We start from the raw sequence: 25515 nt of genomic DNA on the forward strand, positions 1-25515 counted from the left end.
TTATCTTTAGGCAACTTAATCAATAAAGAAATTCGTTTGATACAGGTTCAGAATATAACAAAGTCATTTGGAAAACTTCAGGTATTGAAGGGGATTGACCTCCATATTCCTCAAGGGAAACTGTATAGCATTGTAGGTCCCAGTGGTGCAGGAAAAACAACGTTGCTCCAGATTATGGGAACCTTGAGTAATCCCGATTCTGGTCATGTTGAGATCCGGGGAGAGAAACTCTCGAAACTGGGCGAAAAAAAGCTGGCTGCTTTTCGAAATCGCGAAATTGGCTTCGTTTTCCAGTTCCATTACTTATTGCCAGAATTTACAGCTTTGGAAAATGTTTGTATTCCTGCTTTTATTGCGAAGCGTTCCAAAAAGGATGCAGAGGAGAAAGCGAAGGATTTACTTAACTTTTTGGGGCTGAAAGACCGGATGACCCATAAACCGGCGGAGCTTTCAGGAGGAGAGCGGCAACGTGTTGCTGTGGCTCGTGCCTTGGTGAATGACCCCGCGGTTATTTTTGCCGATGAGCCATCAGGTAACCTGGACACCAAAAACCGGGAAGATCTTCACGACCTCTTCTTTAAACTGCGCGACGAGTTTAATCAGACCTTAGTGATCGTAACACACGATGAGAATTTTGCTCGCCAGTCGGACAAGATTGTGGCGATGCGTGATGGATGGATTGAAGAGTAGGCTTATGACTTTGGGCGAAATTAAAGAGTTGCTGGATGAGAAGGCAGTACAGTACAACCATCCTGACTTCATTGAAACTGACCCAATACAGATTCCTCGTCAGTTTGAACAAAAGGAAAATATCGAAATTGCTGGTTTCTTAGCGGCTACCATTGCTTGGGGACAACGTCCGACAATCATCAAAAATGCTTCACGTTTGATGAATTGGATGGAACATGAGCCGTATGCTTTTTTAATGAATACGACTGAGAACGACTGGGGCAATTTTCTGGAATTTAAGCACCGCACATTTAATGGAACAGATTGCCTGTTTTTTCTGCGTTCACTGAAAAACATCTATAAAAATCATCAAGGCTTAGAGACTGTGTTTGCGCATGGTTACCGACAGAATAATTCAGTTGCTTCAGCATTAAGATATTTTCGAAAGGTCTTTTTTGAAGTTGATCACGAATCCAGATCGCAGAAGCACGTGTCTAACATTGATCGAGGCGCATCGGCTAAACGCCTAAATATGTTTCTACGCTGGATGGTTCGTTCAGATGATGCGGGGGTTGATTTTGGAATTTGGCGTCAGCTTCCCATGAGTGACTTGCTAATACCTCTCGATGTTCATACTGGCACGCAAGCTCGCGCGTTAGGATTACTGCAGAGGAAGCAAGATAATTGGCGTTCGGTTCTTGAGTTGACCGATCAATTACGAAAATTTGATCCCGATGATCCGATTAAATATGACTTCGCTTTATTTGGCTTAGGAGCTTTCAAGAACACTTGGGGCTAATTTGTTGTTAATTAAGCTTGATGACGAATGAAATTTTTCTTGCTAACTTTGGATGCACCGGTAAACCCGAAGCTCTGTTTTATTCTACAGAACTCGGATTTTCGTGGTATTTGGGACGATTTTCATAAAATATTTAATGTGATTTGTATTAGGGCCTAAAAATTACCTAATTGTTAGGAGAATGTTATTTTGGTAATCGGAAATTGAAGAATTTCAGGTTTTATTAGATATTTGTAAAAAACGCAAGAAGCCAAAAAACGGTCAATAAAATTACTTTAGGTAATGGCTCTATCGCTTGTTGGTTAGTGCTTTGGGGAATTTTAAGTTGGTCGGTTAATTGAAAAATGAAATTGGATATCTTGCATAAACATATAATAACGATGATAGAACGTATACTCGTAACTCCTTTTCAGAAATTTGTTAAAATTGAAAGTTTAAGTGGTATTCTTTTGTTTGGTGCTACCATCTTTGCACTCATTTGGGCCAACTCACCATTTGCTCACTTGTACGAATCGTTGTGGGATTATAAGCTTGGAATTACTACCGAGAGCTTTTCGTTGAATAAACCATTGATTTTGTGGGTGAATGATGGTTTGATGACAATTTTCTTTTTTCTCATTGGATTAGAGATAAAGCGGGAACTGATTATTGGAGAACTAAACTCGGTTCGGAAGGCCGCTTTCCCGTTCTTTGCCGCTATTGGTGGGATGCTTGTTCCTGTTGGCCTGTTTGTCCTGCTTAATAATAACCCTGAAACTTTGGCAGGTTGGGGAATTCCGATGGCAACAGATATTGCTTTTTCACTGGCAATTTTGAACTTGCTGGGGAAAAGAGTCCCAATTAGTCTGAAAGTATTTTTGACCGCTTTCGCGATTGTTGATGACTTAGGAGCAGTGTTGGTTATTGCTTTGTTTTATAGTACCGGCATTAAGTGGGCCTTGCTAGCCTATGCAATGGGGCTGGTCGGTATTTTATTTGCACTTTCTTATTGGCGTCTTTATTCAAAATACCTTTATTTAATTGTTGGTATTGTGGTGTGGGTGCTGTTTTTAAAATCTGGTATTCATCCAACGATAGCCGGTGTTTTGTTGGCTTTAACCATTCCTATTCGTCAGCGTATCGGTGTTCAGGCTTATACGCGGAAAGTTTCAAGTATCATTGAAGGCTTTGAGTTTTCGAAAAAAGGAGAAGCTCCTATTTTATCTTCCAATCAAATCGAGCAATTAGATGATTTGGAAGGTTGGACGACAGCCGTGCAATCACCTTTGCAGCATTTAGAACATCGCCTGCACAATTGGGTGGCTTACTTAGTGATGCCGATTTTTGCCTTGGCGAATGCTGGAATCTCTTTTGGTGAGAACATGCATCTGGATTATGCATTGATTGCCAGTATTGCAATTGGCTTATTTGTTGGTAAGGGAATTGGGGTTAGCCTGTTCTCAATTCTGGGTGTGAAATTGAAGTTGGCTGCTTTCCCCGAAGGGGTGAATTATAAGAGTCTTATCGGGGTCGCATTATTGGCGGGTGTTGGTTTTACGATGTCTATTTTTATTTCAAACCTGGCCTTTGTAAACTCTGTATTTGAAGATTCGGCCAAGGTGGGAATTCTACTCGGTTCGTTGGTTTCTGGAATTGTGGGTTATGTCTTTTTGTATATGTGCAGCAAAAAAGATTGTAGTGCTTAGTAAAGTGAAAAGGCTTAGTGCCTTATCTTAGATAAAATAAAAATAGATGGCTGGATTTTATATCTGGCCATCTATTTTTTATGAGTTATCAACCTTTGTTGATTATTTACAGTCTGTGTAAATCGAAATAATAACGATGTGTTTGCTTTTCTAATTCTTAAAAGCGGTAATAAGTTATTAAAAATCAAATTGGCTGGTGCCGGCCCCCAAAACCTCAAACGCCGGCATTTAGCAGTGGTTCCTTGTTCGGTTGAATCGAATCAACGGAAGAGGTCGTTGTCGGAGTTGGTAACTGTTGTTCATCTACCATAGCCTCATTACTACTTGTCGTGTCCTGGCTATTCTTACGATGGAAAGAACAATAAACAACCAGGCACAGTAAAAATCCCAAAATGTAATAATCTCTCTTTTTCATGCTAATTCGCCGTCACTTATATTACTACGAAATGCTTTTGTTTTAGCGCCTGCAAATGTATAAAATAGCCTTGCTGTCAACCTGCTTCCGATGGAAATGCAAATGAAAAGCACGTTAATTAACAATGGCATAATATACCTAGCTAATGAATTTATACTTTTGATTTTAAAAAATGAGATAACTCACAAATCAAGAGGAATGGGACGAAACAACTATTTTCAGTTTAAGCATTTTCGGATTGTTCAGGAGCATGCTGCAATGAAAGTTGGAATTGATGGAGTGCTTCTGGGGGCTTGGATCAACTTAAGCGGAGTCAAGCGGGTGTTGGATATTGGAACAGGAACAGGACTGATTGCTTTAATGGCTGCTCAAAGATCGCAAGCCTTGGTTGATGCTGTTGAGCTGGAGCCGGAGGCAATAAAAGATGCGACAGCGAATTTTCATAACTCGAAATGGGTGAGCCGGATTAAGCTTTTTCAAGGAGCCTTTCAAGATTTTGAATCAGCCTATCGGTATGATCACCTTTTTTCAAATCCGCCTTTTTTTGAAAACGCGTTGAAAGCAAAAGATCCCAAGAGAACGCAAGCGCGGCATACGGACGCATTGAGTTTACAAGAGTTGTTGAGTAAAGCAAAGCAATTGCTGAATGAGAAGGGGCGATTGAGTTTAATTTTACCTGTGGATCAGGAAAAGCGTTTGTTGGAGTTGACCGAAGCAACAGGCTTTAAGCTTAGCCGAATCGTAAGAGTTGCCCCCGATTTAAATAAGAAGTTTCACCGGTTACTGGTGGAGTTATCTTTGGAAGACGCTCTACTCCAAGAGTCAGTTTTTTATATCCGCGATGCAAAAAGCAGTGATTTTTCAATGGATTATCGAGAGCTAACGAAAGATTTTTACCTGGCATTTTAAATGAGAAGCAAGAACGGGGAAAATGTTTTTTCCATCCTTCGAGCAAATTTGTGAATGGCTTCGTGGTCTACCTTGTTGACTGTTTCTTCAACTTTAGCTACTTTTTTAACAATGATCTTCTCGAAAAAACGCATTTTCTCGAAGTTAAACTCACCTCCCAAAATGGCTTCAGATTTGGCATATTGGTGCAGCTTTTCAGGAAAGGCGTTATTCAACTGCTGAAAAGCCTCTTCTCCTTCATGCATACAGCAAATGAAAAGTCCAATTTCTTTCTTACCTAATTCCTCCAAGTTGTATTCACAAAACTCTTTCAGTTTTCGTTGAATTTGTCCGGCATGGATCGATCCTCCAATGATTACACGGTCATGATTTTGAAAGTCAGGATTTTTGTCCTCTTTTAAATTGACGAGAGAAACTTGCCCAGAAAGCTCATTGGCTAGTTCATGTGCAACCCTTTTGGTACAACCGTGGGTTGACATATAAATAATCATTGTTTTCATAAGATGGAGATTTTCTATCAAATTTAAGGCATTTGTCCAAAACAAACCGTGTTTTTATCGGTTAAGTTAAGATTATAATCGGCCAGTAAAGATAAATTCAGATTCATATGTCTTTTTATATAAATTATTTATCTTTGCAGCCCAAAATTACATGCTATGTCGATAGAAGTTATGCAAGCAATTAAGATTGATGAAAGCTTTTACAAAGTAAAAGAAGTCAGACGACTAACGGATGAAACATTCTCATTGAGATTGCCAAAGAAACAATTTAAATTTAAAGCCGGACAACATATTTCACTGGGTATTCAAGGGGACTATCAAAGTCGCGAATATTCGATTTACAGTGGAGAGCAGGATGAGCATTTGGAGGTTTTGGTGAAAGAAGTAAAAGAAGGTTATTTCTCCCCAAAACTGAGCCATCTGAAACCCGGAGATTTGGTGGAAGTGAACGGCCCTTTCGGAAAGTTTCGTATTGATGAAAAAAAGGTTGCAGACCACAAGTTTGTATTCATTGCAAGTGGCACTGGAATTGCTCCTTTCCGAAGCATGGTAAGAACCTACCCGGAGTTGGACTACCAAATCATTCATGGTGTTCGCTACGGACATGAGGCGTATGATAAAGACGAATATGCTCCTGAGCGACATGTGTTGTGTACTACAGGAGATAAGAGCGGACAAGTTCATGGTCGCTTGACAAAGTATTTGAAGAAAACAAAATTTGACAAAACAACGCAGTTTTATCTGTGTGGAAACAGTAACATGATTTTTGATGCTTTGGAAGTGCTAAAGGACAAAGGATTTGATCGTGATCAGATTCACTGTGAAGTTTATTTTTAAGCAATTTCAGAAGCCATAAGAAGTTTTTCTTTTTTAAGACTGAAAAATAGAAATGATGAAATACCACTTGATTACATTGGGATGCCAAATGAACCTGTCGGACAGTGAGCGCGTAAGTGCGGTGTTGGAACGGATGGGCTATGAGCGGACGGATAACGAGGAGGAGGCCACCTTGCTGGGCATGTTAGCGTGCTCGGTTCGGCAAAAGCCAATTGATAAGGTATATAACAAGATTGCCCAATGGAACAGGTGGAAAAACAACCGCAACCTGATCACCTTTGTATCCGGTTGCATTTTGCCAGCAGATAAAGAAAAATTCTTAAAGCTGTTCGATCTTATTTTTCCGATGAGTGAGCTCAGTCAACTGCCTGATATGATCCGGAATTATGGGGTGGTCAATGCAGCTTCGCTAAAGACACCGAAGCCGGTGATGCCTAAAAATGAGCACATCGTTGACCTATGGCACATCAAGCCCAAATACGAGTCAACTTATGAGGCTTTCGTTCCCATTCAAAATGGGTGCGATAAGTTTTGTACTTTTTGTGCTGTGCCTTATACTCGAGGACGTGAAGTTTCCCGTCCTTCTACTGATATTCTGGATGAAATCCGACATTTAGTTAATCAAGGCTATAAGTCGATAACCTTGCTGGGACAGAATGTAAACTCCTATGGTCTGGACAAGCATGGCGAGGAAGTTTCGTTTGCAGACCTACTGAGGCAGGTTGGAGAGTATGGACGAGTTTCAGGCGAAGAATTTTGGGTGTATTTTACATCGCCACACCCGCAGGATATGGGACGCGATGTGATTGAAGTGATTGCAGAGTATGATTGTTTGGCGAAACAAATTCATTTGCCGATGCAAAGTGGCGATGAAAAAGTCTTGATCAAGATGAATCGTCGTCACTCAATGGATAAATACCAAAAAATCGTGACCGATATTCGGGAGTTAATTCCGCAAGCGACTTTATTTACCGACATCATTGTTGGATTTACCGGCGAAGATGAGGCTGCTTTTCAGAATACGGTTGCTGCCATGGATGAGTTTAAGTTCAACATGGCCTATATCGCCATGTATTCTCCACGTCCGGGAGCGGCTAGTTACCGTTGGGACGATGAAGTCGCACAGGATGTGAAGAAAGATCGTTTCCATCGGCTATCCGAAGTGATGAAAACGCATACGAGAAACTACAATGAGCAATTGGTTGGAAAAACAGTGCGCTTGCTGATTAATGGTGCCGACCGAAAAACAGGCTTTAGCACCGGATTAACCGAAGGAAAGCTCAACGTTCGGCTCGATCGGAAAGCGCCTGAGTTAATGGGAACAATTGTTGATGTTCTGATTACCTCGGCTGCCGATTTCTCATTAAGTGGTGAGTTGGTAACGCAGAAGGAAGAAGTGGAATCATGAGTTTGGAAAAGAGAAAGATTGCGTTTAAAACATTGGGGTGTCGTTTAAATCAATACGAAACCGATGCCTTGGTATCTGATTTTGATCAGGCAGGCTATGAGGTCGTTGATTTTAAAGATGCTGCGGATGTAGTTGTGGTAAACACCTGCACTGTAACCAATCAAAGCGATCAGAAATCACGAAACATTATTAGCCAGGCTGCCCGGAATAACCAGGGATCAATGGTTGTGGTTACCGGTTGTATGGCTAACAACTATAAAGAAAAGCTAGAAGGGCAGGATAAAATTACTTACGTGGTTGATAACAAACGTAAGGCCAGCATCCGCCAATTGGTGGATGCGCATTTCAATGGCGAAATTCTGCATCCTTCAAATTTGGATGGTGATGTGTTCCAATTTAGCACGGTCGACAAAAGTTTACACACACGAAGTTCGATTAAAATCCAAGATGGATGTGACAACTTTTGTACGTTTTGTATCATCCCGAAAGTGAGGGGAAGAGCGGTCAGTCGTCCGTTGCCTGAAATTATTGAGAATGTAAAACATACGCTTGCCAATGGTTTTAAAGAACTGGTGATAACTGGCGTGAATATTGGGCGTTACGAGTGGGAAGATAAGCGATTTGAAGATGTTGTTGAAGCCATTCTTGATATTCCCGGAGATTTCCGAGTACGAATTTCGTCGCTGGAACCCGATGGATTTGGTGATCGGTTTCTAGATTTATTCAAACATCCCAAGTTAGCACCCCACTTGCATCTTTGTTTGCAAAGTGGATCGGATAAAGTCTTGTTGCGCATGCGCCGGATGTATGCTTATAAGCGTTTTGAATCGATCGTTGAATGTTTTCGTGTGGTATGGCCCGACTTCAATTTTACGACTGATTTGATTGTTGGTTTTCCAGGAGAAGACGAGGATGATTTTCAACAGAGCTTGGATGCTGTTAATCAGTTTGGTTTTAGTCATGTGCATGCCTTCAAATACTCAGTTCGAAAAGGAACTCGGGCTGAAAGAATGGAGGAGCAGGTGCCTGAGAAAGTTAAAACAAGTCGTTCGGCTCAATTGCGTGATCAATCTGAAGCAATGCGGAAAAGCTATTTGAATCGATTTATTGGACAAAAGCAAACGGTTTTGATTGAAAAGATTGATGAGCAAGGCTGGGCCTCAGGCTATGGCGAGCATTATGTACCAGTTGAATTCAAGGTTGATGGCATTTCAAAAAATACCTTTCATAAAGTTCGAATTACCAAATTAAAAGGGGAGAACGAGTCGCTAACCTTAGTTGGTGAACTTGAATTAATTTAGCGGAGCCAGTTCTGTTTGGAGTTGAGAGTCGTTGGTTCTGGTTTGAGTTGAAGGTTCTTTTTATGATCGTAATCAAGATGATTCATCGATTTTGCTGAGAATTTTAGGGCTGTGTTGCTTGTTATGCGGTACTTGTTGTAAAAAAATTAAGGCTTCTCAGTGAACTAATAGTCTTGAATTTTGTCATAATAAGAGATTTTCCATTTCAAATTTGTTTAACGACAACATGGGTAAAGCTCAACAAAATAACTCAAGAGTCAAGTCCGATAGAAATTCTTCGGACAAGGAGACTTATCAACAAATTGTTGATAACTTCTATGAGCGCTTGAATAGCACGCTTAATCATGGTCCTGAAAAAGCCATTCAAAAGCACCGGGAGCGGGGGAAACTTCTTGCTCGTGAGCGTATTGATCTGTTGATTGATAAAAATACGCCATTTCTGGAGTTGTCAACTTTTGCTGCCTATGGCCAATATGATGATGCTTTCCCGTCTGCTGGAATTGTAACCGGAATTGGAGTTGTGCAGGGGCGTGAATGTATGTTGGTTGCGAATGATGCGACCGTAAAAGGAGGTACTTACATTCGGGAGACCATCAAAAAGCATGTTCGAGCACAGGAAATTGCGCTTAAAAATCATTTGCCTTGCATTTACCTGGTTGACTCGGGTGGTATTTTTCTGCCTGAGCAAGCCAATGTTTTTCCCGACCGTTTTGATTTTGGACGGGTATTTTATAATCAGGCACGTTTGTCGGCCGAAGAAATCCCACAGTTAGCAGTGGTTATGGGGTCTTGCACGGCGGGTGGCGCTTATGTTCCAGCCATGTGCGATGAAACCATCATTGTAAAAAATCAAGGAACCATTTTTATTGGTGGTCCGCCTTTGGTGAAAGCAGCGACAGGCGAAGAAGTATCTGCTGAAGAGCTCGGAGGAGGAGAGGTGCACACTTCCATTTCGGGAGTTGCGGACCATCTGGCAGATGATGATGTTGATGCCATTCAAATTTGTCGTCGTGTGGTGAAGAGTTTTCCAATTCCGCAGAAAAAGGATCTTCCAATTGAACGGGTTAAAGAACCTGCCTGCAAGGGGGAGGAGATTTATAAGTATTTGTCTTCGGATTTAAAAAAGCCGATTGCTATTCGTTCGATTATTGAATGTCTGGTGGATGGTGGTGACTTTCAGGAGTTCAAGGAAAACTATGGAAAAACCTTGATAACCGGGTTTGCCAATTTGAAGGGAATGCCTGTTGGAATATTAGGAAATCAGAGTTTTCTGACTGCTGAGAGTGCTCGCAAAGGAGCCCATTTCATTCAGTTATGTAATCAAAGGCAAATCCCCTTGCTGTTTTTGCAAAATATAACCGGCTTTATTGTCGGGAAAAAATACGAGCATGAAGGAATTGCCCGTGATGGGGCTAAATTGATTCATGCGGTTGCCAACGCTGTGGTGCCTAAAATTACAGTGGTTATTGGCGGATCATTTGGTGCAGGAAACTACGCGATGGCAGGGCGAGCGTACGAGCCCGACTTTTTGTTTATGTGGCCTCATTCGCGTATTGCAGTGATGGGAGGAGAACAAGCGGCTGGAGTGTTGCAGACAATTGGTCAAAATGGAATAGGAACGCGCTTAATCGAACAGTTTGAAGCGGAAAGCTCTGCTTATTATAGCTCTTCGCGTTTGTGGGATGACGGTATTCTGGATCCAGCACAAACTCGTGATATTTTGGCTTTGGCCTTTACGGTAACGATGAATCAGCCGGAGCAAAAGCCTCATTACGGGGTGTTTAGAATGTAAAAAAAAAGAAAGACATGGAAAACTGGAAAAATATAAAATTAGAACTGGGGGACAAGCGGGCTAACTTAATTTTATCCCGTCCCCAGGTGCATAATGCAATAAATCCGGAGTTGATTGAAGAAATGCACGAAGCATTGAAGATCATCGCTGAAAGAGACGAAATTCAGTTTCTTGTCCTTTCTGGTGAAGGAAAATCCTTCTGTGCCGGAGCAGACATCGCTTGGTTTGCAGGAGCTGTGGATAAGTCAAAAGCGGATAACTGGCAAGAGTATTTAAGGATGGCCGAATTGCTGAAGGCACTTCATGAACTGCCCAAAGTGACCATTGCTGCTGCTCACCGGAATGTTCTGGGAGGAGCAAATGGATTGGTTGCTGCTTGCGACTTTGTTGTCGCTGAGCGGTCTACCGCGTTCGCCTTTGGTGAAGTCAAATTGGGAATTGTGCCGGCAACAATAACTCCTTTTGTTGCATGTCGTGTTTCTGTTCAAAATATGAGAAAGCTAATGTTTTCGGGCGATCGCTTTTGGGCAACTGAAGCCCAGTTGGTTGGCTTGGTTGATTTTCTGGCTGAAGACGGGAAAATGGAGCAGGTTGTTGATCAACTAATTGATGGCTTGAAAGATTCTTCTCCCAATGCTTTACGGGCTTGTAAACAGTTGTTGCTGAAAGTCGGTTCCGGTGAATTAACTGTGGAAAGTAGTGAGCATACAGCAGCGGTATTGGCTGAACTGATTGAATCAGACGAAGGTCAGGAAGGATTGCGAGCCTTTTTGGAAAAGAGAAAACCAGATTGGCAAAAACTAAATGTTGTTGAAAATTAATGAAGCATTTTCAAAAAATATTGATTGCCAACCGAGGTGAAATTGCTGTTCGGATTTTAAAAACAGCTCAGAAATTTGGTGTGCAAGTGCTGGCGGTTTATGCCGCTGAAGATGCCGCTTCTAAGCATGTTGAGTTAGCTGATCAGGCAATTCTTCTGGAAGGAGATGAACTGCAGGAGACCTATCTCAATCAGGATAAATTGATTTCGATAGCGCTTGATCATGGTGCACAGGCAATTCATCCCGGTTATGGGTTTTTATCTGAGAATGCAGGTTTTGCTGAAAAGGTGGAGCAAGCTGGCTTGGCTTTTATAGGTGCTACCCCGGCGCAAATCCGCTTGATGGGAGAAAAACGACAAGCCATTGCTTTTGTCGAGCGATTGGGAGTTCCCATTATCCCAGGAAAACGAGCTTCGGTTGATGAATTGATTCAGTTGGCTCCAGAGCTGGATTTACCAATTTTGGTAAAAGCATCTGGCGGGGGTGGTGGTAAAGGCATGGAGGTTGTCCATGATCTTGCTCAGTTACCAAAAGCATTAAAACAAGCGCAGCGTCTGGCTCTTCAATATTTTGGGAATGATGAATTATTAATAGAGAAATACCTGTCTGTAGCTCGCCACATCGAAGTGCAAGTGTTGGGTGACGGAAGTGGTAAGGCGGTGCATTTATTTGAACGTGAATGCAGCATTCAACGGCGCTATCAAAAGTTGATTGAGGAAGCCCCGGCTTCATCAATTTCAGAAAATACCAAGAAAAAATTATACGAAGCAGCCTTGACAATTGTCCGGGCTATAGAATATCGGGGAGCAGGAACGATTGAGTTTCTCGTTGATGAACAGGAGAATTTCTATTTCCTGGAAATGAACACCCGGCTCCAGGTAGAACATCCGGTAACCGAATTGATTACTGGAATCGACTTGGTTGAATGGCAATTGCGTATTGCTTTGGGCGAACAACTGAGTTTGCAGCAACATCAATTGACTGCGAATGGACATGCCATTGAGTTAAGAGTTTGTGCTGAAGATCCGACGAATCAGTTTATGCCCACCTCTGGGCATATTCATGACTTGATTGAACCAGAGTCTGCCCGTTGGGATAGCTTTTTAACTACTGGCTTTCATTTGTCTTCGAACTATGACTCGTTGTTGGGCAAGCTGATCGTGCATGGACAGTCCAGAGCTGAGGTTCTTGAGCAAATGCGCCAATCGGTTGACTCGCTTTTTGTTGGCGGTGTGAAAACGAATCAGCAGTTTTTGAAGATGGTGCTGGCTCAGCCAGCCTTTAATCAAAATCAAATCAGTACCCGTTGGCTGGAGGAAAGTTTACCAGCCTTGCTGAGGGAAGAAGAAATGGAAGGTGAAAAAAGGCCTGTTGCTGAACTCTTGGTTGGCTATTTGTTACATCATTTTTATCGTCCGAATAGTACTGATAGAGCAACGAGTTGGACGGAAATGGGCTATTGGCGTTTTCAACAGAAGTTTCAAGTAAAGCTCGAAGAAGAATGGCATGCGATTGAAGTTTCTCCAAAAGCAAATTCATGGCAGATGAGTTGGGGAAATCAGCTTTTCCAAGTTGTTCCTAAGCAGTGGAAGTCTTCGTCAATTCAATTTTCTCTAAATGATAAAGATATTGTTATCTTTATTTCCGAAGAAGCTGGGCTAAGCCGGATACAATATTTGAGTCAGTTGTATTCATTGCGGAGCAATCACGTGGCCAATCAAGTGCAGTTACAGCGTAAGGCAGTTGTTGTAGGAGAAACGAAGAGTGATCGGGTTGTGGCTGATTTGTTTGGGAAAGTGGTTGACGTGCTGGTGAAACCCGGAGATGTTTTGCAAAAAGGACAGACTTTATTAGTGATCGAATCAATGAAGTCTGAATTTACAATACAAAGCCCAGCAAATGCTGTGGTGAAAACTATTCATGTATCCAAGGGACACTTGGTGCAGGATAAAGAATTATTGGTGGATTTAGAATCGTAAAAAAATAAAAACCTACATGAACGCATTTTTAAACGAAACGCATCATGCTCTGCGGAAAAAAGTAAGAGGCTTTGCAGAGAAATATGTAAAACCCGTAATTGGCGAGTTTGAAGCTAAGGAACAGTTCCCGATGGACTTGATCCGGTCATTGAAAAGCCTGAATGTTTTTGGGATGCATGCCCCTGAACGTTTTGGAGGGCAGGGTAGCGATTACCTTTCCTACATTATTGCCGTGGAAGAATTGGCTCGGGTAGATAGCTCTGTGGCGGCAACCTTAGCGGCACATAATTCCTTGGGAGTTGGTCCCATTATGGAGTTTGGAACTGAAGAGCAAAAAGCAAAATATTTACCGTCGCTGTGTACGGCTGAGAATCTTTGGGCTTTCGGATTGACTGAAGAGAATGCAGGGTCTGATGCTCAGGGCGTGGAAACAGTGGCTAAGGAGCAAGCCAATGGTTGGTTGGTAAATGGACATAAAAAATACATTACCAATGGTGCTTCAGATATGTCGTCAGGTATTAGCTTTGTAGCGCAAACAGGCATACGGGAAGATGGCCGTAAAGAATTTACCGCTTTTCTTGTTAGCAAAGGAGCTCCGGGCTATACCCGCGAGTTTATGAAAAATAAGCTACTTTGGCGTGCTGCTGATAATGGCATGGTGTACTTTAATGATGTACACATTCCTGCTGAGGATCAGTTGGGTGAGCGTGGTCAAGGAATCAAAATTATGCTGAAAACCATTGATTCCGGACGTTTGTCTATTGCAGCTATGGGATTGGGATTGGCTCAGGGAGCTTTTGAGATGGCGGTTAGCTTTGCAAAAAAACGGAAACAATTTGGGAAAGCCTTAGCTAATTTTCAGGTAATTTCTTTTAAATTGGCCGATATGGCAATGAAGATAGAAAATGCCCGGAATACCCTTTACAACGCTTGTTGGTTGAAAGATAACGGACATGCATTTGGGACGCAGGCAGCCATGGCAAAACTGTATTGCTCGCAAGTAGCCAGTGATGTGACTGGTGAAGCTTTACAGATTTTTGGTGGAGCCGGTTTATTCCGTAATGACGAATACCCAATCGAACGTTTTTTCCGTGATCAGCGCTTACTCTCCATTGGAGAGGGAACATCAGAAGTGCTGCGAATGGTAATTTCACGTTCGGTATTAAAGGAATAATAAATGACACAAGATCGCAAACTTGACCACATTCAACTTGCTTTTGAATCACAAACTGGATTGATGGAGCATGACCAACGGTTTATGTACGAACCATTGTTGGCTGCTCATCCTGTAGATGGTGAACAGGCTTTTCTGTTTTTAGGGAAAATGATTCGGTCACCCTTCTGGGTTTCCAGTATGACCGGAGGTACAGGAGTTGCCCGTAAAATCAATGAAAACATTGCACAAGCTTGCCGTGAGTTTGGATTTGGAATGGGATTGGGATCATGTCGCAAAATATTGTTTGATAAAACGTATTGGGCAGATTTCGATATGCGCGAGATTATTGGCCCGGATCAGCCATTTTGGGCAAATTTGGGTATTGCGCAAGTCGAGTCGTTGTTGAAAGATAAAAATGAGCAGGCAATTATTGATTTGGTTGGTGAGCTTCGAGCTGATGGTTTAATTGTTCATGTTAATCCACTTCAAGAATGGTTTCAGCCAGAGGGAGATCGGATAGAGCGACCTCCAATTGAGACCATTGAATTGTTGATGAGCCGCATGCATTTACCAATCATTGTTAAAGAAGTTGGCCAAGGCATGGGCGAGGCTAGCTTAAAGCGCTTGTTGAGATTGCCACTGGCGGCCATTGAGTTTGCTGCCTATGGGGGAACCAACTTTTCAAACCTGGAGTTGATGCGTGAGGATCCTGCGATGCAGGAGATGTATCAACCGTTTGCTTTTGTTGGGCAAACAGCAGCTCAGATGGTGAAGAGTGTCAATCGTTTGTTGCAGGAAATTGGCGAACCACAGTGTCGTCAACTGATCATTTCGGGTGGCGTGAAAAACTACCTGGATGGTTACTACCTAACTTCATTGAGTCAGCTGCCAGCCGTGTATGGAATGGCTTCGGCTGTGCTAAAACATGCAACCAACGATTATCAAGAGCTCAAGACTTATATCGAAAATCAATTGAAGGCCCTGCGTTTGGCGCAACAATATTTGACGTTAAACCCGGAATATGACGGAGCATAAAATCATAAATGGCTTTTCGAAATTTGATCGAACACAAAAAATACAATGGCTGATTGAGCAATTCCATTTGGATGCCGAGACTCAAGCCTTTCTGGATAGTTTTCAATTAACCAACCAACAGTGGCAGGCGGTCATTGCCGATTTGAGTGAAAACCAACTATCTAATTTTCACTTGCCCTTTTCTGTTGCTCCCAACTTTTTAGTTGACGGGCAAACCCAAGTATTTCCGCTGGTTACCGAAGAGAGCTCAGTGGTCGCTGCTTTGGCGAAGGCTGCTGGCTTTTGGGCGAAAAGAGGTGGTTTTAAATCGGAAATAATAGGTACGCAGAAAAAAGGACAGCTGCACTTTAGTTGGAATGGACAGCCTCAGAAATTACGAAAGGCTTTCCCTGAGATTAAGCAAAAGCTGCTGAAAGAGGCTGAACCGCTGACACAGAATATGGAAAAGCGGGGAGGGGGAATTCGAGCGATTGAGTTGAAAGAATTGCCTGAAATTTTGCCGAACTACTATCAGTTGGATGTTGCCTTTGAAACCTGTGATGCGATGGGAGCCAATTTCATCAACTCATGTTTGGAGCAATTTGGACGAAGTATGAAAGACTGGGCAGATACTGCGCCAGAGCTTTTGCCGGAAGAACAGGGACTGGAAGTGATCATGGCAATTTTGTCAAACTACGTTCCCGATAGTCGGGTGCGTGTTTGGGTAGAATGCCCGGTTGAGGAGTTGGCTGATGAACGGGAAGAAGCTTATGCTTTTGCTGAGAAATTTGTTCGTGCAGTGCGTATTGCCCGGGAGGATGTGTCGCGGGCTGTAACTCACAACAAAGGGATTTTTAACGGAATTGACGCCTTGGCGATGGCTACAGGAAATGATTTTCGAGCCATTGAGGCTGGAGCTCATGCGTATGCTGCGCAGCAAGGCCAGTACCGTGGACTGACAGAAGCATGGATTGATCAGGGGAAATTCTGGTTTCAGTTGGAAATTCCACTGGCAGTTGGCGTTGTTGGAGGAGTAACCAGTTTACATCCGTTGGCAAAGCTCTCCATGCAAATATTGGGAAATCCTTCAGCTAAAGAATTGATGGCCTATTTGGCTGTGGCCGGATTGGCGTCGAACTGGTCTGCGGTTCGGGCGTTGGTAACAACCGGCATTCAGCAGGGACATATGAAAATGCATTTGAGTAATATTTTAAATAGTTTTCAGGTTTCTGATGAACAAAAAGAGTCGGCAAGACTTTACTTTCAAGACCGGGAAGTTTCATTTGCCGAGGTGAAGAAATTTTTAGAAAAACATGTCTGACGTAAAACAAACATATGATGCCCACGGGAAATTATTGCTCACTGCCGAGTACTTTGTGCTGCAAGGAGCAAAAGCTATTGCGTTGCCATTGCAATATGGTCAGCGAATGGATGTGTCGGAGGGCAGACAGGCTGATGTGGTAAGCTGGAAAGCATTTATGCAGGAAGGACTTTGGTTTTCCTGCGATTTTCAGTTGCCCTATTTAAAGATTATCCATAGTTCAGATGCTGAAAAAGCGGTTATTCTGCAAGATGCGCTGAAAGCTATTCTGAAAATGAACCCGCAGTTCAAATTGAATGGGGGATTGGATATTCATACCAAAATTGATTTTCATAACCAATGGGGATTGGGAAGTAGCAGTACGCTGATTGCCAACTTAGCCACTTGGGCAGGAGTTGATCCTTTTCAACTGAATGAACAGATTTTCAATGGCTCAGGCTTTGATATTGCGTGTGCTTCGGCTGATGGGCCAATCTTTTACGAAAAAGATAAGAAGCCGCAACGAATTGAGCTCGATTATCCGTTTTTGGATAACCTCTACTTTATTTACTCCGGGTCGAAGAAAAGTACCCGAAATGAAGTGCGTCGCTTTTTGCGTGATGGCGCTGTAACGGAAGCACAGCTGAGTGAAGTGAACGGGATTTCAGAAGAAATTGCAAACACTCGTGATTTGGCTGATTTTCAGCGATTGATTGTGCAGCACGAGGCATTAGTTAGTGGATTGCTGAATAGCCCAACGGTAAAGTCAAGCTATTTTAGTGATTTTAATGGCGAGGTGAAATCGCTTGGCGCATGGGGTGGAGATTTTTATCTGGTTGCAACTCCAATGGATGATCGTTGTGTGTTGAAGTATTTCAAAGAGAAAGGATTGCGGGTCGTATTTCCGTGGAAAGAATTGGTGTTGAATAAGCGTTGAGAAAAAAGTATGGTGAAAGGGAAAGAATATCGGGCGGAATGGGAATGTCCGTCAAATATAGCATTGATAAAATATTGGGGTAAAAAGCCGGCACAGTTGCCGTTGAATGCCTCTTTAAGTTTTAGTCTGAAAAAGGCCAAGACGAAAACGCGCGTTTCGATAACGCCAGCTTCGAGAAGGAAGGTCTCTTTTATGTTTGAAGGCCAAGCTTCAGCATTTACAGAGCGTATCGAAAACTATCTGGCGAACATGTCTTTGGAGCATGATTGGTTAAATGATTTCTCATTCAAAATTGAAAGTTGGAATACGTTTCCACATTCGGCAGGAATTGCTTCTTCGGCTTCTGCCTTTGGTGCTTTGGCGCTATGCCTAGTCGATTTAAAACAGCAGGTAAATAATCGGCAGTTTACTCAGGAGCAGTTTTTTCAGAAAGCTTCGCGTTGGGCGCGTCTGGGAAGTGGGAGCGCTTGCCGGTCTGTGTTTCCTGCTTTTGCTGTTTGGGGGCACTTGAACCAAATACCCGGATCAACAGATTGCCATGCTATTCCTGTAAAAGGGCGTTTTCATCCGGATTACTATAGCTTGCGGGATGCGGTTTTACTGGTTGATTCTAACAAAAAGCAAGTGTCCAGTTCGCAAGGGCATGAGTTGATGAATACCCACACGTTTAAGGATGCCCGCTTGGCACAGGTTAACAGTCACCTGTTCGAGTTACTTACGGTCATGGAAAAGGGGGAGCATGCTCGTTTTTTTGAGTTGTTGGAGAAGGAGGCACTTAGCCTTCATGCTTTGATGATGACTTCTGATCCGTCGTTTATTTTGCTTCATCCCAATAGTCTGAATATTATCCAAAGAATTCGGGATTTTAGGAAACAAAGCGGGCTTCATTTTGGTTTTACAATTGATGCAGGCCCCAATATTCATCTGATTTATTTTGAGAAGGATAAGGAGGTGATTCATCAGTTTGTTGAGCATGAGTTGTTGAGTTTTACCGAGCAAGGACAATGGTTGGATGATGGTATTGGTAATGGCCCAATTCAGTTGACGGATGAAGGAGTTTAATGCCAAATTATTGCTGTTTGGAGAATATGGATTGATGTATGGCGCAAAGGCACTGGCTATTCCATTCTCCCGTTTTAAGGGAAAGCTTGTTTTTAGCGAAAACTTAAGCGATCAAACTATTGGCGAAAGTCGGCTGGAACTTGAGCGGTTTGTCTCATTCTTTGAGCATGAGCGACTGAATGAGCAGATGAACTTTCCTTTGAACCTTAGCCAGATCAAAAAAGATATGGCTGCAGGATTGTTTCTAAAATCAGATATTCCATTGCAATATGGAGTGGGGAGTTCAGGAATGCTTTGTGCGGCGGTTTACCATCGCTATAGCGGCTATCAGGATAGTCTGGGAGCACAGCGAGCTAAGAAAAACCTGTTGGGCATTCTGAAGGAAGACTTTTCCGTGATGGAAGCCTACTTTCATGGGAAAAGCTCGGGCTTTGATCCCCTGGTTTCTTTTGTTAACCGTCCGGTACTACTTGCAGGAAAAGAGATTCATCTTCCGGCTCAGTCTCTAAAAACTCCAGGATTCAATGTTTTTTTAATCGATACAAAAATAAAGAGCTCAACTGCTCCATTGGTACGTTTGTTTATGCAGAAAATGGAGCAAGCTGATTTTTCAACTGCGTTTAAGTCCCGATTTTTACCCACCAATGACTTGGCTATTCAAGCGTTTTTAACAGGCGACAAGGATGAACTATTTCATCAGGTTCGAGCGCTTAGTTCCTTTCAATTGAATTACCTACAAGAGATGATTCCTGAAGCATTTCAAAAAGTGTGGCATCATTTACGTGACCAAGAAATTATTGTAAAACTTCTGGGCTCCGGAGGTGGTGGTTTTTTGCTCGCCTTTGTTCCTGAAGGAAGAATGATGCCGGCTGAATTAGAATGTATTCAAGTGTTTTAGTCAACTTGAGAAGCTACTTCTTATTTTTGAATGAATAGCTTAGGAATTGAATTGAGAAGTAAAAAAGCCTTAAGGTATCTTCACCTTAAGGCTTTAGCTTATGACTTATTGGTCGTGTTTTTCCTTCTTTGTTGTTGATTCGGATTTTTCGAATATTTCTTTTTCCGTCTCTTCTTTTTGTGCTGGTTCTTTTCAATAATTTCAGTGTTAACTGATCCAACACTCATTTCATTCTCCAACTTAACATCAGCGCTCAGGTACTCTTCCAGTAAAGGTCTTTTGCCTCGTTTATTGAGTTGAATGATCTTTTTGACGTCTTCCAAATCTAGCACCAATGGTTTGGTGCCATAGGCTTCTTCAAGGGTGTACCAAATCTTTTTATTCAGAATTTCTGTTTTAAAATGCTTGGCCAGTCCTTTTGATGTTTCCAGAGCAAGTAATTCGTTCGGGAAATCCTCCTGCGCTTCCAAGTAAGTGTCTAACTCATACATCAGACAGCATTTGAGCTTACCGCATTTTCCAGCCATCTTTTCAGCATTAGGTGATAAGCCTTGCTGAATGGCCGCTTCGGAAGTTACACTGTCAAAGTCTGTCCGCCATGAAGAGCAGCAAAGCTCACGGCCACATGAGCCAATACCTCCCACACGACCGGCTTCCTGACGAGCACCAATTTGCTTCATCTCAACCTTGATGTGGAATTCCCGAGCATAACGCCGGATCAGTTCACGAAAATCAACTCTTCCTTCAGCGATATAATAAAAAATGGCTTTGGCATTATCGCCTCGAAATTCGACGTCGCCAATTTTCATCTCCAGTCCCAGCTCATTGGCTAGCTGACGAGAACGTACCATAACTGGGTACTCGCGTTTGCGGGCAGCCTCGTATTTGTCTTTATCCGCGTTTGTTGCTTTTCGATACACTTTATTCCATTGGTAGCGCTCCGGCTTGCGTATTTTCCGAACAAACTGCTTTTCTGCTAATTTCCCCAGTAGAGAAACAGTCCCCACATCGTGTCCGGGGTTGGTAGCCACTACAATTAAGTCGCCGATTTTCAGCGGAAGTCCGTCTTCATTTTTGAAGAATTCTTTGCGGGTTCCTTTAAATCGAACTTCAACAATATTTGATAAGTGTGTTGTATCTGGTAAATCGTTTAACCAATCGTAGGTGCCTAACATGGTGGGGCGGTCACCATCTGTATTAAAACTACATCCACTACATCCCATAGGCATATCTATTTTATATCTAATTTCAGACAAAAATATCTAAAATTAACTGTAAATACTATTTTAATAGAGTCTAAATAAGGATTTTTATCCGTGATTTTGTAATTTGTATAGCAGCTACAGATTGTGAAATTAAACTGAAAATTATGGACTTATCTCATGTAATTGCCAACCTGAATTATTGGGCAATTCTGGTGGCGGCATTAAGCACATTTGTTGTTGGTAGTGTTTGGTATTCTCCTGTTTTGTTTGGGAAAAAGTGGATGGCTCTTAATGGTTTTACAGAAGAAAAGCTCAAGCAAGGGCTTCCAATGCCAGTGGTATTTGGAGGTTCGTTTATTGGTTCGTTGTTGGCTGCTTTTGTGTTAGCCATGTTTTTAGGTTCATCAGCAAGTTTAGAGTTGGGAATTTTCTCAGGCTTTATGATTGCTGTTTTTTGGATTAGTACTTCTCGTTTAAACCTGGTTTTGTTTGAGCAGGGAAAAGTAGGCTTATTTTTTATTCATGCTGGTTATGATGTCGTAACCTATGTAATTATGGGCGCGATCTTGGGGTTTTGGCATGGCTAATTTAAACTTTTGCAGAACAGGACTGGATTGATTCCAAAACTTTTGAAAAGATTTTAACTAATTAAGCAGGTTTAGACCTGCTTTTTTGTTTTTTTTGAGTAAAAAATAAAGAAACTTGAATTTTTTTTATTTTACCATATGCACAGGAGAATGATTAAAATTTAGGTGAGTTCCTGGATGTCTTCTCTCGATACTTATCGGGATTGAAAATTCAGAAATCAAGAATTATTAAACAGATGAAACAAATTTATAAAAGCTTATTCATTGCTGTCGGCTTGGTATTCTTACTTGTTCTTCCTTTTCAGGGAAAGGCTTTTCAGCTAAGTCAACAGGCTGAAGTTAGTGTGCTGACTTGTGGCCCCAGTAAGCAGTTACATGCACTTTACGGGCATACCGCCATTCGGGTAAATGATCCTCGGCGCATGTTTGATGTCGTGTTCAATTACGGGGTGTTTAGTTTTAATGCCCCCAACTTTGTTTACCGCTTTGCGAAAGGACAAACCGACTATATGCTTGCTCCTGAAAAGTATGAGGACTTTTTAATCAGTTACCAACGTGATGGGCGCAATATTTATGAACAGGTACTGAACTTAACGCAGCAAGAGAAGCAACAATTGGTTGACTTTTTAATTTGGAATGCTAAGCCGGAAAATCGGGAATACCGCTACAATTTCTTTATGGACAATTGTGCGACCCGTGTTCGCGATGTCGTGATGAAGCAGGTGGATGGCGATTTGATTTTTCCGGAAAATGAAGGATTGGAAATGACGTTTAGGGAGCATGTTGATGCTTATCAACGGGTTTTGCCGTGGATCAACTTTGGCATCAATCTGACCTTAGGGTGTCCATCAGACTTGAAAGCTTCAGTATATCACGAAATGTTTTTGCCCGATTTTTTGATGAAGCATTTTGCGCATACTCAAATTAAAAAAGGGACAACAAGCCGTCCGTTGGTAAAAGAAACACGAACCATTTTTGATGCTGGAAAAAAGGCTGGTTCAGGATTTGGCTTGCTTACGCCGGAGTGGGTATTGGGCTTGTTGTTGCTTTTGGTGATTGTAATGACCTACAAGCAGTATCGTGCGCAGCGGGCTTCTTATTGGATTGATTATAGTTTGCTGATTCTTACCGGGCTGATTGGTGTGGTGTTGGTTTGGTTTGTAACTTGCTCAGAGCACCCGGCCATGAAGGCGAATTTGAACTTATTGTGGGCTGTTCCTACCAATTTGATTTTTGCTTTTTTATGGATGGTCAAGGCCTGGCGCTCTGCGTTAACTAAATATTGGAAAGCTTTAGCAGTTTGGCTAATCCTGTTTTTAGTTGGTGGTTTCATCATTGAACAAGACTTCCATGTTGGTTTTTACCTGCTAACGTTGATGGTGTTGTGCCGGGCCTTGTTGCATGGTTTTCTGTTGAGAAGTGTAAAAGAACCAAAAGCATAACATGGCGACTGGTTTTGTGCTCTGGCTACCAGACAACTCACAATTGTTGAAAAAAATCTACGAACAATTGGTGTGAGTTTTTCCTTGTTGTAGGTGCTTCTTTTATCTTTGTTGGTCAATCAATTTTAAAACCTGAATCGATTTGGCAAAATCAAAAAAATATGTCGAAACACCTTTGATGAAGCAGTATTATGCGATCAAAGATCAGCATCCGGACGCTGTGCTGTTGTTTCGTGTCGGCGACTTTTACGAGACTTTTGGTGAAGATGCAATAAAAGCAGCTGAGATCCTGGGAATAACTTTGACCAAGCGGGCTAACGGAGCCGCAAGCTTTGTGGAGTTGGCCGGATTTCCGCATCATGCTTTAGATACTTATCTCCCCAAGCTGGTTCGGGCAGGGCAGCGTGTTGCTATTTGTGAGCAGCTGGAAGACCCGAAAATGACGAAGAAAATTGTGAAACGTGGGATTACCGAGCTGGTGACTCCTGGGGTTTCAATTAATGATAATATCCTTGAACACCGGGAAAATAACTTCCTGGCTTCGGTTCATTTTGACAAGAAAATGGCAGGAGTCGCTTTCCTGGACATCTCTACTGGTGAGTTTTTAACTGCCGAAGGAAGCTTTGAGTACATCGATAAGCTGCTGAACTCATTCAAACCAAAGGAGGTGTTGTTTCAGCGAGGGAAAGGCAATGACTTTATTGCTTTGTTTGGTGGTAAGTTTTACACCTACACCATGGAGGACTGGGTATATACCGAAGATGCTGCCGTGGATCGCTTGTTACGGCATTTCGAAACCAAGTCGTTGAAAGGATTTGGGGTTCAGGAATTAAAATATGGCGTGTTGGCCGCCGGGGCAATTTTACATTACCTCGACTTAACCCAACATCACCACATTCAGCATATTACTTCGCTTTCGCGAATTGAAGAAGATAAATATGTTTGGCTGGATCGTTTTACTATTCGCAACCTGGAGTTGTTCGGAGCAATAAATGAAGGAGCCAAAACGCTAAGCCAGGTGTTGGACAAAACAATTTCTCCGATGGGATCGCGCATGCTGAAACGATGGATTGCGCTTCCGCTGAAAGAAATTGCTGCGATTAATGATCGTTTGTCGGTTGTTGAATACTTCACGAAAAAGCAAACGGAGAAAGAGGAGCTGTCTGAACAGATTCGCCAGATTGGTGATCTGGAGCGGATTATTTCGAAAGTCGCAGTTGGACGCATTAACCCGCGGGAAGTGGTGCAGCTGAGACATGCGCTGCGTGCCATTGAACCAATCAAGAACTACACAACTGGTGTCGCTCAGGAGGTGATTAACCGGATGGGTGAGCAGCTTAATCCTTGTAATTCCATTCGCGAACGAATGGAACGGGAAATTACAAACGATCCTCCTGTGTTGATCAATCGTGGAAATGTTATTCAGCAAGGGGTTTCAGAAGAATTGGATGAGTTGCGCAAAATTGCTTATTCAGGGAAAGACTATCTGGCTCAAATGCAGGAGCGCGAATCTAAGCGGACGGGAATTCCGTCGCTGAAGATTGCTTTCAACAATGTATTTGGCTATTACATTGAAGTCCGAAATACGCATAAAGATAAAGTTCCCGAAGATTGGGTGCGGAAGCAGACTTTGGTCAGTGCTGAGCGATACATCACCGAGGAACTGAAAGAGTACGAAAGCAAGATCCTTGGAGCAGAAGAGAAAATTCTTGCTTTGGAAGCCCGACTGTTTAATGAGTTGGTGGTGGCTTTATCTGAATACATTCAGTCTATTCAGTTGAATGCGGTTGTTATTGCTCGTCTCGACTGCTTGTTGTCATTTGCGACTTCGGCATTGGAGTTTGGCTATAATAAGCCGGAGATCAATGCTTCAACAAAGATTGAGATCAAAGATGGAAGGCATCCGGTTATTGAGCAACAGTTACCTATTGGAGAAGAGTACATCAGCAATGATGTTCTTTTAAATCAGGATGATCAGCAAATTATCATTATCACTGGTCCAAATATGGCAGGTAAGTCGGCCTTACTCCGCCAAACTGCCTTGATTGTGTTGATGGCGCAAATGGGGTCGTTTGTTCCTGCAAGAAAAGCGGGCATCGGGTATGTTGACAAGATTTTTACACGCGTAGGCGCATCGGATAATATTTCGCTGGGTGAATCTACTTTCATGGTTGAAATGAATGAGGCTGCCAGTATCTTGAATAACCTGTCGGATCGTAGTTTGATCTTGTTGGATGAATTGGGTCGGGGAACTTCGACTTATGACGGCATCTCAATTGCGTGGTCGATTGTTGAATATATTCACGAACAGCCAAAAGCAAAGGCCAAAACACTATTTGCAACCCATTACCATGAACTGAATGAAATGGAAAAATCATTCGGAAGGGTGAAGAACTTTAACGTTACCGTGAAGGAGGTGGGCAATAAAGTAATTTTCCTTCGTAAGTTGGTACGTGGAGGAAGTAATCACAGCTTCGGTATTCATGTGGCAAAAATGGCTGGAATGCCACCTTCAGTAGTCAAGCGTGCCGATGAAATTCTGGCTCAGTTGGAAGAAGCCAACCGAAAAGATGGCTTGGCTAAGCCTTTGGATGGCATGGCTGAGCACCGCGAGGGATTTCAGATGAGTTTTTTTCAATTGGATGATCCCGTTTTAAAGCAGATCAGAGATGAGATTAAACATCTGGATATTGATAATCTAACTCCAATTGAAGCACTTAATAAGTTGAATGGAATTAAAAAACTTTCAGGATTGAAGTAGGCGACTCTGGTGGTGGTTTATTTTCTCTGATTTTTTAA

At 42.4% G+C, this 25515-nt stretch carries 22 protein-coding genes; 19 read left to right on the forward strand and 3 right to left on the reverse strand.

Annotated features, from left to right (window positions below; translation table 11 throughout):
• Positions 1–36: 36 nt before the first annotated feature.
• From BM156_RS06070 to nhaA, 3 genes are all read left to right on the forward strand, one after another.
• On the forward strand, positions 37–690 hold the full coding sequence (locus BM156_RS06070; RefSeq protein WP_093918949.1) for an ABC transporter ATP-binding protein: 654 nt from the start codon (positions 37–39) through the stop codon (positions 688–690).
• Between the two features lie 4 nt (positions 691–694).
• Positions 695–1468, forward strand: a complete 774-nt coding sequence (locus tag BM156_RS06075; protein ID WP_093918950.1) for a TIGR02757 family protein — start codon at positions 695–697, stop codon at positions 1466–1468.
• A 380-nt stretch (positions 1469–1848) separates the two neighbouring features.
• On the forward strand, positions 1849–3153 hold the full coding sequence (nhaA, locus tag BM156_RS06080) for a Na+/H+ antiporter NhaA (RefSeq protein WP_093918951.1): 1305 nt from the start codon (positions 1849–1851) through the stop codon (positions 3151–3153).
• A 214-nt stretch (positions 3154–3367) separates the two neighbouring features.
• On the opposite strand, the gene BM156_RS20585 is transcribed toward nhaA, so the two are convergent.
• Positions 3368–3568, reverse strand: a complete 201-nt coding sequence (locus BM156_RS20585) for a hypothetical protein (RefSeq protein WP_139218221.1) — start codon at positions 3566–3568, stop codon at positions 3368–3370.
• A gap of 198 nt (positions 3569–3766) precedes the next feature.
• Here BM156_RS20585 and BM156_RS06085 point away from each other — a divergent pair, with 198 nt between their 5' ends.
• Positions 3767–4477: a tRNA1(Val) (adenine(37)-N6)-methyltransferase gene (locus BM156_RS06085; protein ID WP_170846877.1), complete on the forward strand. Its 711-nt coding sequence runs from the start codon at positions 3767–3769 to the stop codon at positions 4475–4477.
• On the opposite strand, the gene BM156_RS06090 is transcribed toward BM156_RS06085, so the two are convergent.
• Complete coding sequence (locus BM156_RS06090; protein WP_093918953.1) at positions 4474–4977, reverse strand: flavodoxin domain-containing protein; 504 nt, start codon at positions 4975–4977, stop codon at positions 4474–4476. The two genes, BM156_RS06085 and BM156_RS06090, sit on opposite strands and share 4 nt — an antisense overlap.
• Before the next feature lie 156 nt (positions 4978–5133).
• Here BM156_RS06090 and BM156_RS06095 point away from each other — a divergent pair, with 156 nt between their 5' ends.
• The 12 genes from BM156_RS06095 (at position 5134) to BM156_RS06150 (ending at position 19482) form a co-directional block, all read left to right on the forward strand.
• Entirely contained in the window at positions 5134–5814 is a 681-nt protein-coding gene (locus BM156_RS06095; RefSeq protein WP_093918954.1) for a ferredoxin--NADP reductase, read from the forward strand.
• A 52-nt stretch (positions 5815–5866) separates the two neighbouring features.
• Positions 5867–7222 (forward strand): tRNA (N6-isopentenyl adenosine(37)-C2)-methylthiotransferase MiaB, encoded by a 1356-nt coding sequence (gene miaB, locus BM156_RS06100; protein WP_244525714.1) that lies wholly within the window; start codon positions 5867–5869, stop codon positions 7220–7222.
• Positions 7219–8523 (forward strand): tRNA (N(6)-L-threonylcarbamoyladenosine(37)-C(2))-methylthiotransferase MtaB, encoded by a 1305-nt coding sequence (mtaB, locus tag BM156_RS06105; protein WP_093918956.1) that lies wholly within the window; start codon positions 7219–7221, stop codon positions 8521–8523. Before miaB ends, mtaB begins: the two co-directional genes overlap by 4 nt.
• A 226-nt stretch (positions 8524–8749) precedes the next feature.
• The gene (locus tag BM156_RS06110; protein ID WP_093918957.1) at positions 8750–10315 is read left to right on the forward strand and encodes a carboxyl transferase domain-containing protein; all 1566 of its coding nucleotides are present in this window, start codon (positions 8750–8752) and stop codon (positions 10313–10315) included.
• A gap of 14 nt (positions 10316–10329) precedes the next feature.
• Positions 10330–11136 carry an enoyl-CoA hydratase-related protein gene (locus tag BM156_RS06115; RefSeq protein ID WP_093918958.1) on the forward strand — a complete coding sequence of 269 codons (807 nt, stop codon included), beginning with the start codon at positions 10330–10332 and terminating at the stop codon, positions 11134–11136.
• Positions 11136–13115, forward strand: coding sequence for an acetyl/propionyl/methylcrotonyl-CoA carboxylase subunit alpha (locus tag BM156_RS06120; RefSeq protein WP_093918959.1), 1980 nt, complete (start codon positions 11136–11138; stop codon positions 13113–13115). The genes BM156_RS06115 and BM156_RS06120 overlap by 1 nt, the downstream gene beginning before the upstream one ends.
• Before the next feature lie 16 nt (positions 13116–13131).
• The gene (locus BM156_RS06125) at positions 13132–14289 is read left to right on the forward strand and encodes an acyl-CoA dehydrogenase family protein (RefSeq protein WP_093918960.1); all 1158 of its coding nucleotides are present in this window, start codon (positions 13132–13134) and stop codon (positions 14287–14289) included.
• A gap of 3 nt (positions 14290–14292) precedes the next feature.
• Positions 14293–15306 (forward strand): beta/alpha barrel domain-containing protein, encoded by a 1014-nt coding sequence (locus BM156_RS06130; protein WP_093918961.1) that lies wholly within the window; start codon positions 14293–14295, stop codon positions 15304–15306.
• Positions 15293–16606: a hydroxymethylglutaryl-CoA reductase, degradative gene (locus BM156_RS06135; protein ID WP_093918962.1), complete on the forward strand. Its 1314-nt coding sequence runs from the start codon at positions 15293–15295 to the stop codon at positions 16604–16606. Before BM156_RS06130 ends, BM156_RS06135 begins: the two co-directional genes overlap by 14 nt.
• Entirely contained in the window at positions 16599–17522 is a 924-nt protein-coding gene (locus tag BM156_RS06140) for a GYDIA family GHMP kinase (protein ID WP_093918963.1), read from the forward strand. Before BM156_RS06135 ends, BM156_RS06140 begins: the two co-directional genes overlap by 8 nt.
• Before the next feature lie 9 nt (positions 17523–17531).
• Positions 17532–18584 carry a diphosphomevalonate decarboxylase gene (mvaD, locus tag BM156_RS06145; RefSeq protein ID WP_093918964.1) on the forward strand — a complete coding sequence of 351 codons (1053 nt, stop codon included), beginning with the start codon at positions 17532–17534 and terminating at the stop codon, positions 18582–18584.
• Positions 18571–19482, forward strand: a complete 912-nt coding sequence (locus tag BM156_RS06150; RefSeq protein WP_093918965.1) for a mevalonate kinase family protein — start codon at positions 18571–18573, stop codon at positions 19480–19482. Before mvaD ends, BM156_RS06150 begins: the two co-directional genes overlap by 14 nt.
• Positions 19483–19580: 98 nt before the next feature.
• Here BM156_RS06150 and BM156_RS06155 read toward each other — a convergent pair whose 3' ends face one another.
• On the reverse strand, positions 19581–20738 hold the full coding sequence (locus tag BM156_RS06155; protein ID WP_139218222.1) for a PSP1 domain-containing protein: 1158 nt from the start codon (positions 20736–20738) through the stop codon (positions 19581–19583).
• Between the two features lie 113 nt (positions 20739–20851).
• On the opposite strand from BM156_RS06155, the gene BM156_RS06160 reads away from it, so the two are divergent.
• From BM156_RS06160 to mutS, 3 genes are all read left to right on the forward strand, one after another.
• The gene (locus BM156_RS06160; RefSeq protein WP_093918967.1) at positions 20852–21274 is read left to right on the forward strand and encodes a DUF1761 domain-containing protein; all 423 of its coding nucleotides are present in this window, start codon (positions 20852–20854) and stop codon (positions 21272–21274) included.
• Between the two features lie 236 nt (positions 21275–21510).
• Positions 21511–22716 carry an Lnb N-terminal periplasmic domain-containing protein gene (locus tag BM156_RS06165; RefSeq protein WP_093918968.1) on the forward strand — a complete coding sequence of 402 codons (1206 nt, stop codon included), beginning with the start codon at positions 21511–21513 and terminating at the stop codon, positions 22714–22716.
• A 142-nt stretch (positions 22717–22858) separates the two neighbouring features.
• Entirely contained in the window at positions 22859–25477 is a 2619-nt protein-coding gene (gene mutS, locus BM156_RS06170; RefSeq protein WP_212733434.1) for a DNA mismatch repair protein MutS, read from the forward strand.
• Positions 25478–25515: the final 38 nt, after the last annotated feature.

It is taken from the genome of Sunxiuqinia elliptica (assembly GCF_900113005.1).
Taxonomy (GTDB): Bacteria; Bacteroidota; Bacteroidia; order Bacteroidales; family Prolixibacteraceae; genus Sunxiuqinia; species Sunxiuqinia elliptica.

What these genes read in the sequence shown, in the direction of transcription:
- mvaD (WP_093918964.1), top strand. Translation starts at nt 17,532, where the DNA reads ATGGTGAAAGGGAAAGAATATCGGGCGGAATGGGAATGTCCGTCAAAT.
- nhaA (WP_093918951.1), top strand. Translation starts at nt 1,849, where the DNA reads ATGATAGAACGTATACTCGTAACTCCTTTTCAGAAATTTGTTAAAATT.
- BM156_RS06090 (WP_093918953.1), bottom strand. Translation starts at nt 4,977, where the DNA reads ATGAAAACAATGATTATTTATATGTCAACCCACGGTTGTACCAAAAGG.
- BM156_RS06095 (WP_093918954.1), top strand. Translation starts at nt 5,134, where the DNA reads ATGTCGATAGAAGTTATGCAAGCAATTAAGATTGATGAAAGCTTTTAC.
- BM156_RS06125 (WP_093918960.1), top strand. Translation starts at nt 13,132, where the DNA reads ATGAACGCATTTTTAAACGAAACGCATCATGCTCTGCGGAAAAAAGTA.
- BM156_RS06135 (WP_093918962.1), top strand. Translation starts at nt 15,293, where the DNA reads ATGACGGAGCATAAAATCATAAATGGCTTTTCGAAATTTGATCGAACA.
- BM156_RS06085 (WP_170846877.1), top strand. Translation starts at nt 3,767, where the DNA reads ATGGGACGAAACAACTATTTTCAGTTTAAGCATTTTCGGATTGTTCAG.
- mtaB (WP_093918956.1), top strand. Translation starts at nt 7,219, where the DNA reads ATGAGTTTGGAAAAGAGAAAGATTGCGTTTAAAACATTGGGGTGTCGT.
- BM156_RS20585 (WP_139218221.1), bottom strand. Translation starts at nt 3,568, where the DNA reads ATGAAAAAGAGAGATTATTACATTTTGGGATTTTTACTGTGCCTGGTT.
- BM156_RS06115 (WP_093918958.1), top strand. Translation starts at nt 10,330, where the DNA reads ATGGAAAACTGGAAAAATATAAAATTAGAACTGGGGGACAAGCGGGCT.
- BM156_RS06075 (WP_093918950.1), top strand. Translation starts at nt 695, where the DNA reads ATGACTTTGGGCGAAATTAAAGAGTTGCTGGATGAGAAGGCAGTACAG.
- BM156_RS06150 (WP_093918965.1), top strand. Translation starts at nt 18,571, where the DNA reads ATGAAGGAGTTTAATGCCAAATTATTGCTGTTTGGAGAATATGGATTG.
- BM156_RS06160 (WP_093918967.1), top strand. Translation starts at nt 20,852, where the DNA reads ATGGACTTATCTCATGTAATTGCCAACCTGAATTATTGGGCAATTCTG.
- BM156_RS06140 (WP_093918963.1), top strand. Translation starts at nt 16,599, where the DNA reads ATGTCTGACGTAAAACAAACATATGATGCCCACGGGAAATTATTGCTC.
- BM156_RS06120 (WP_093918959.1), top strand. Translation starts at nt 11,136, where the DNA reads ATGAAGCATTTTCAAAAAATATTGATTGCCAACCGAGGTGAAATTGCT.
- BM156_RS06110 (WP_093918957.1), top strand. Translation starts at nt 8,750, where the DNA reads ATGGGTAAAGCTCAACAAAATAACTCAAGAGTCAAGTCCGATAGAAAT.
- miaB (WP_244525714.1), top strand. Translation starts at nt 5,867, where the DNA reads ATGATGAAATACCACTTGATTACATTGGGATGCCAAATGAACCTGTCG.
- BM156_RS06165 (WP_093918968.1), top strand. Translation starts at nt 21,511, where the DNA reads ATGAAACAAATTTATAAAAGCTTATTCATTGCTGTCGGCTTGGTATTC.
- BM156_RS06130 (WP_093918961.1), top strand. Translation starts at nt 14,293, where the DNA reads ATGACACAAGATCGCAAACTTGACCACATTCAACTTGCTTTTGAATCA.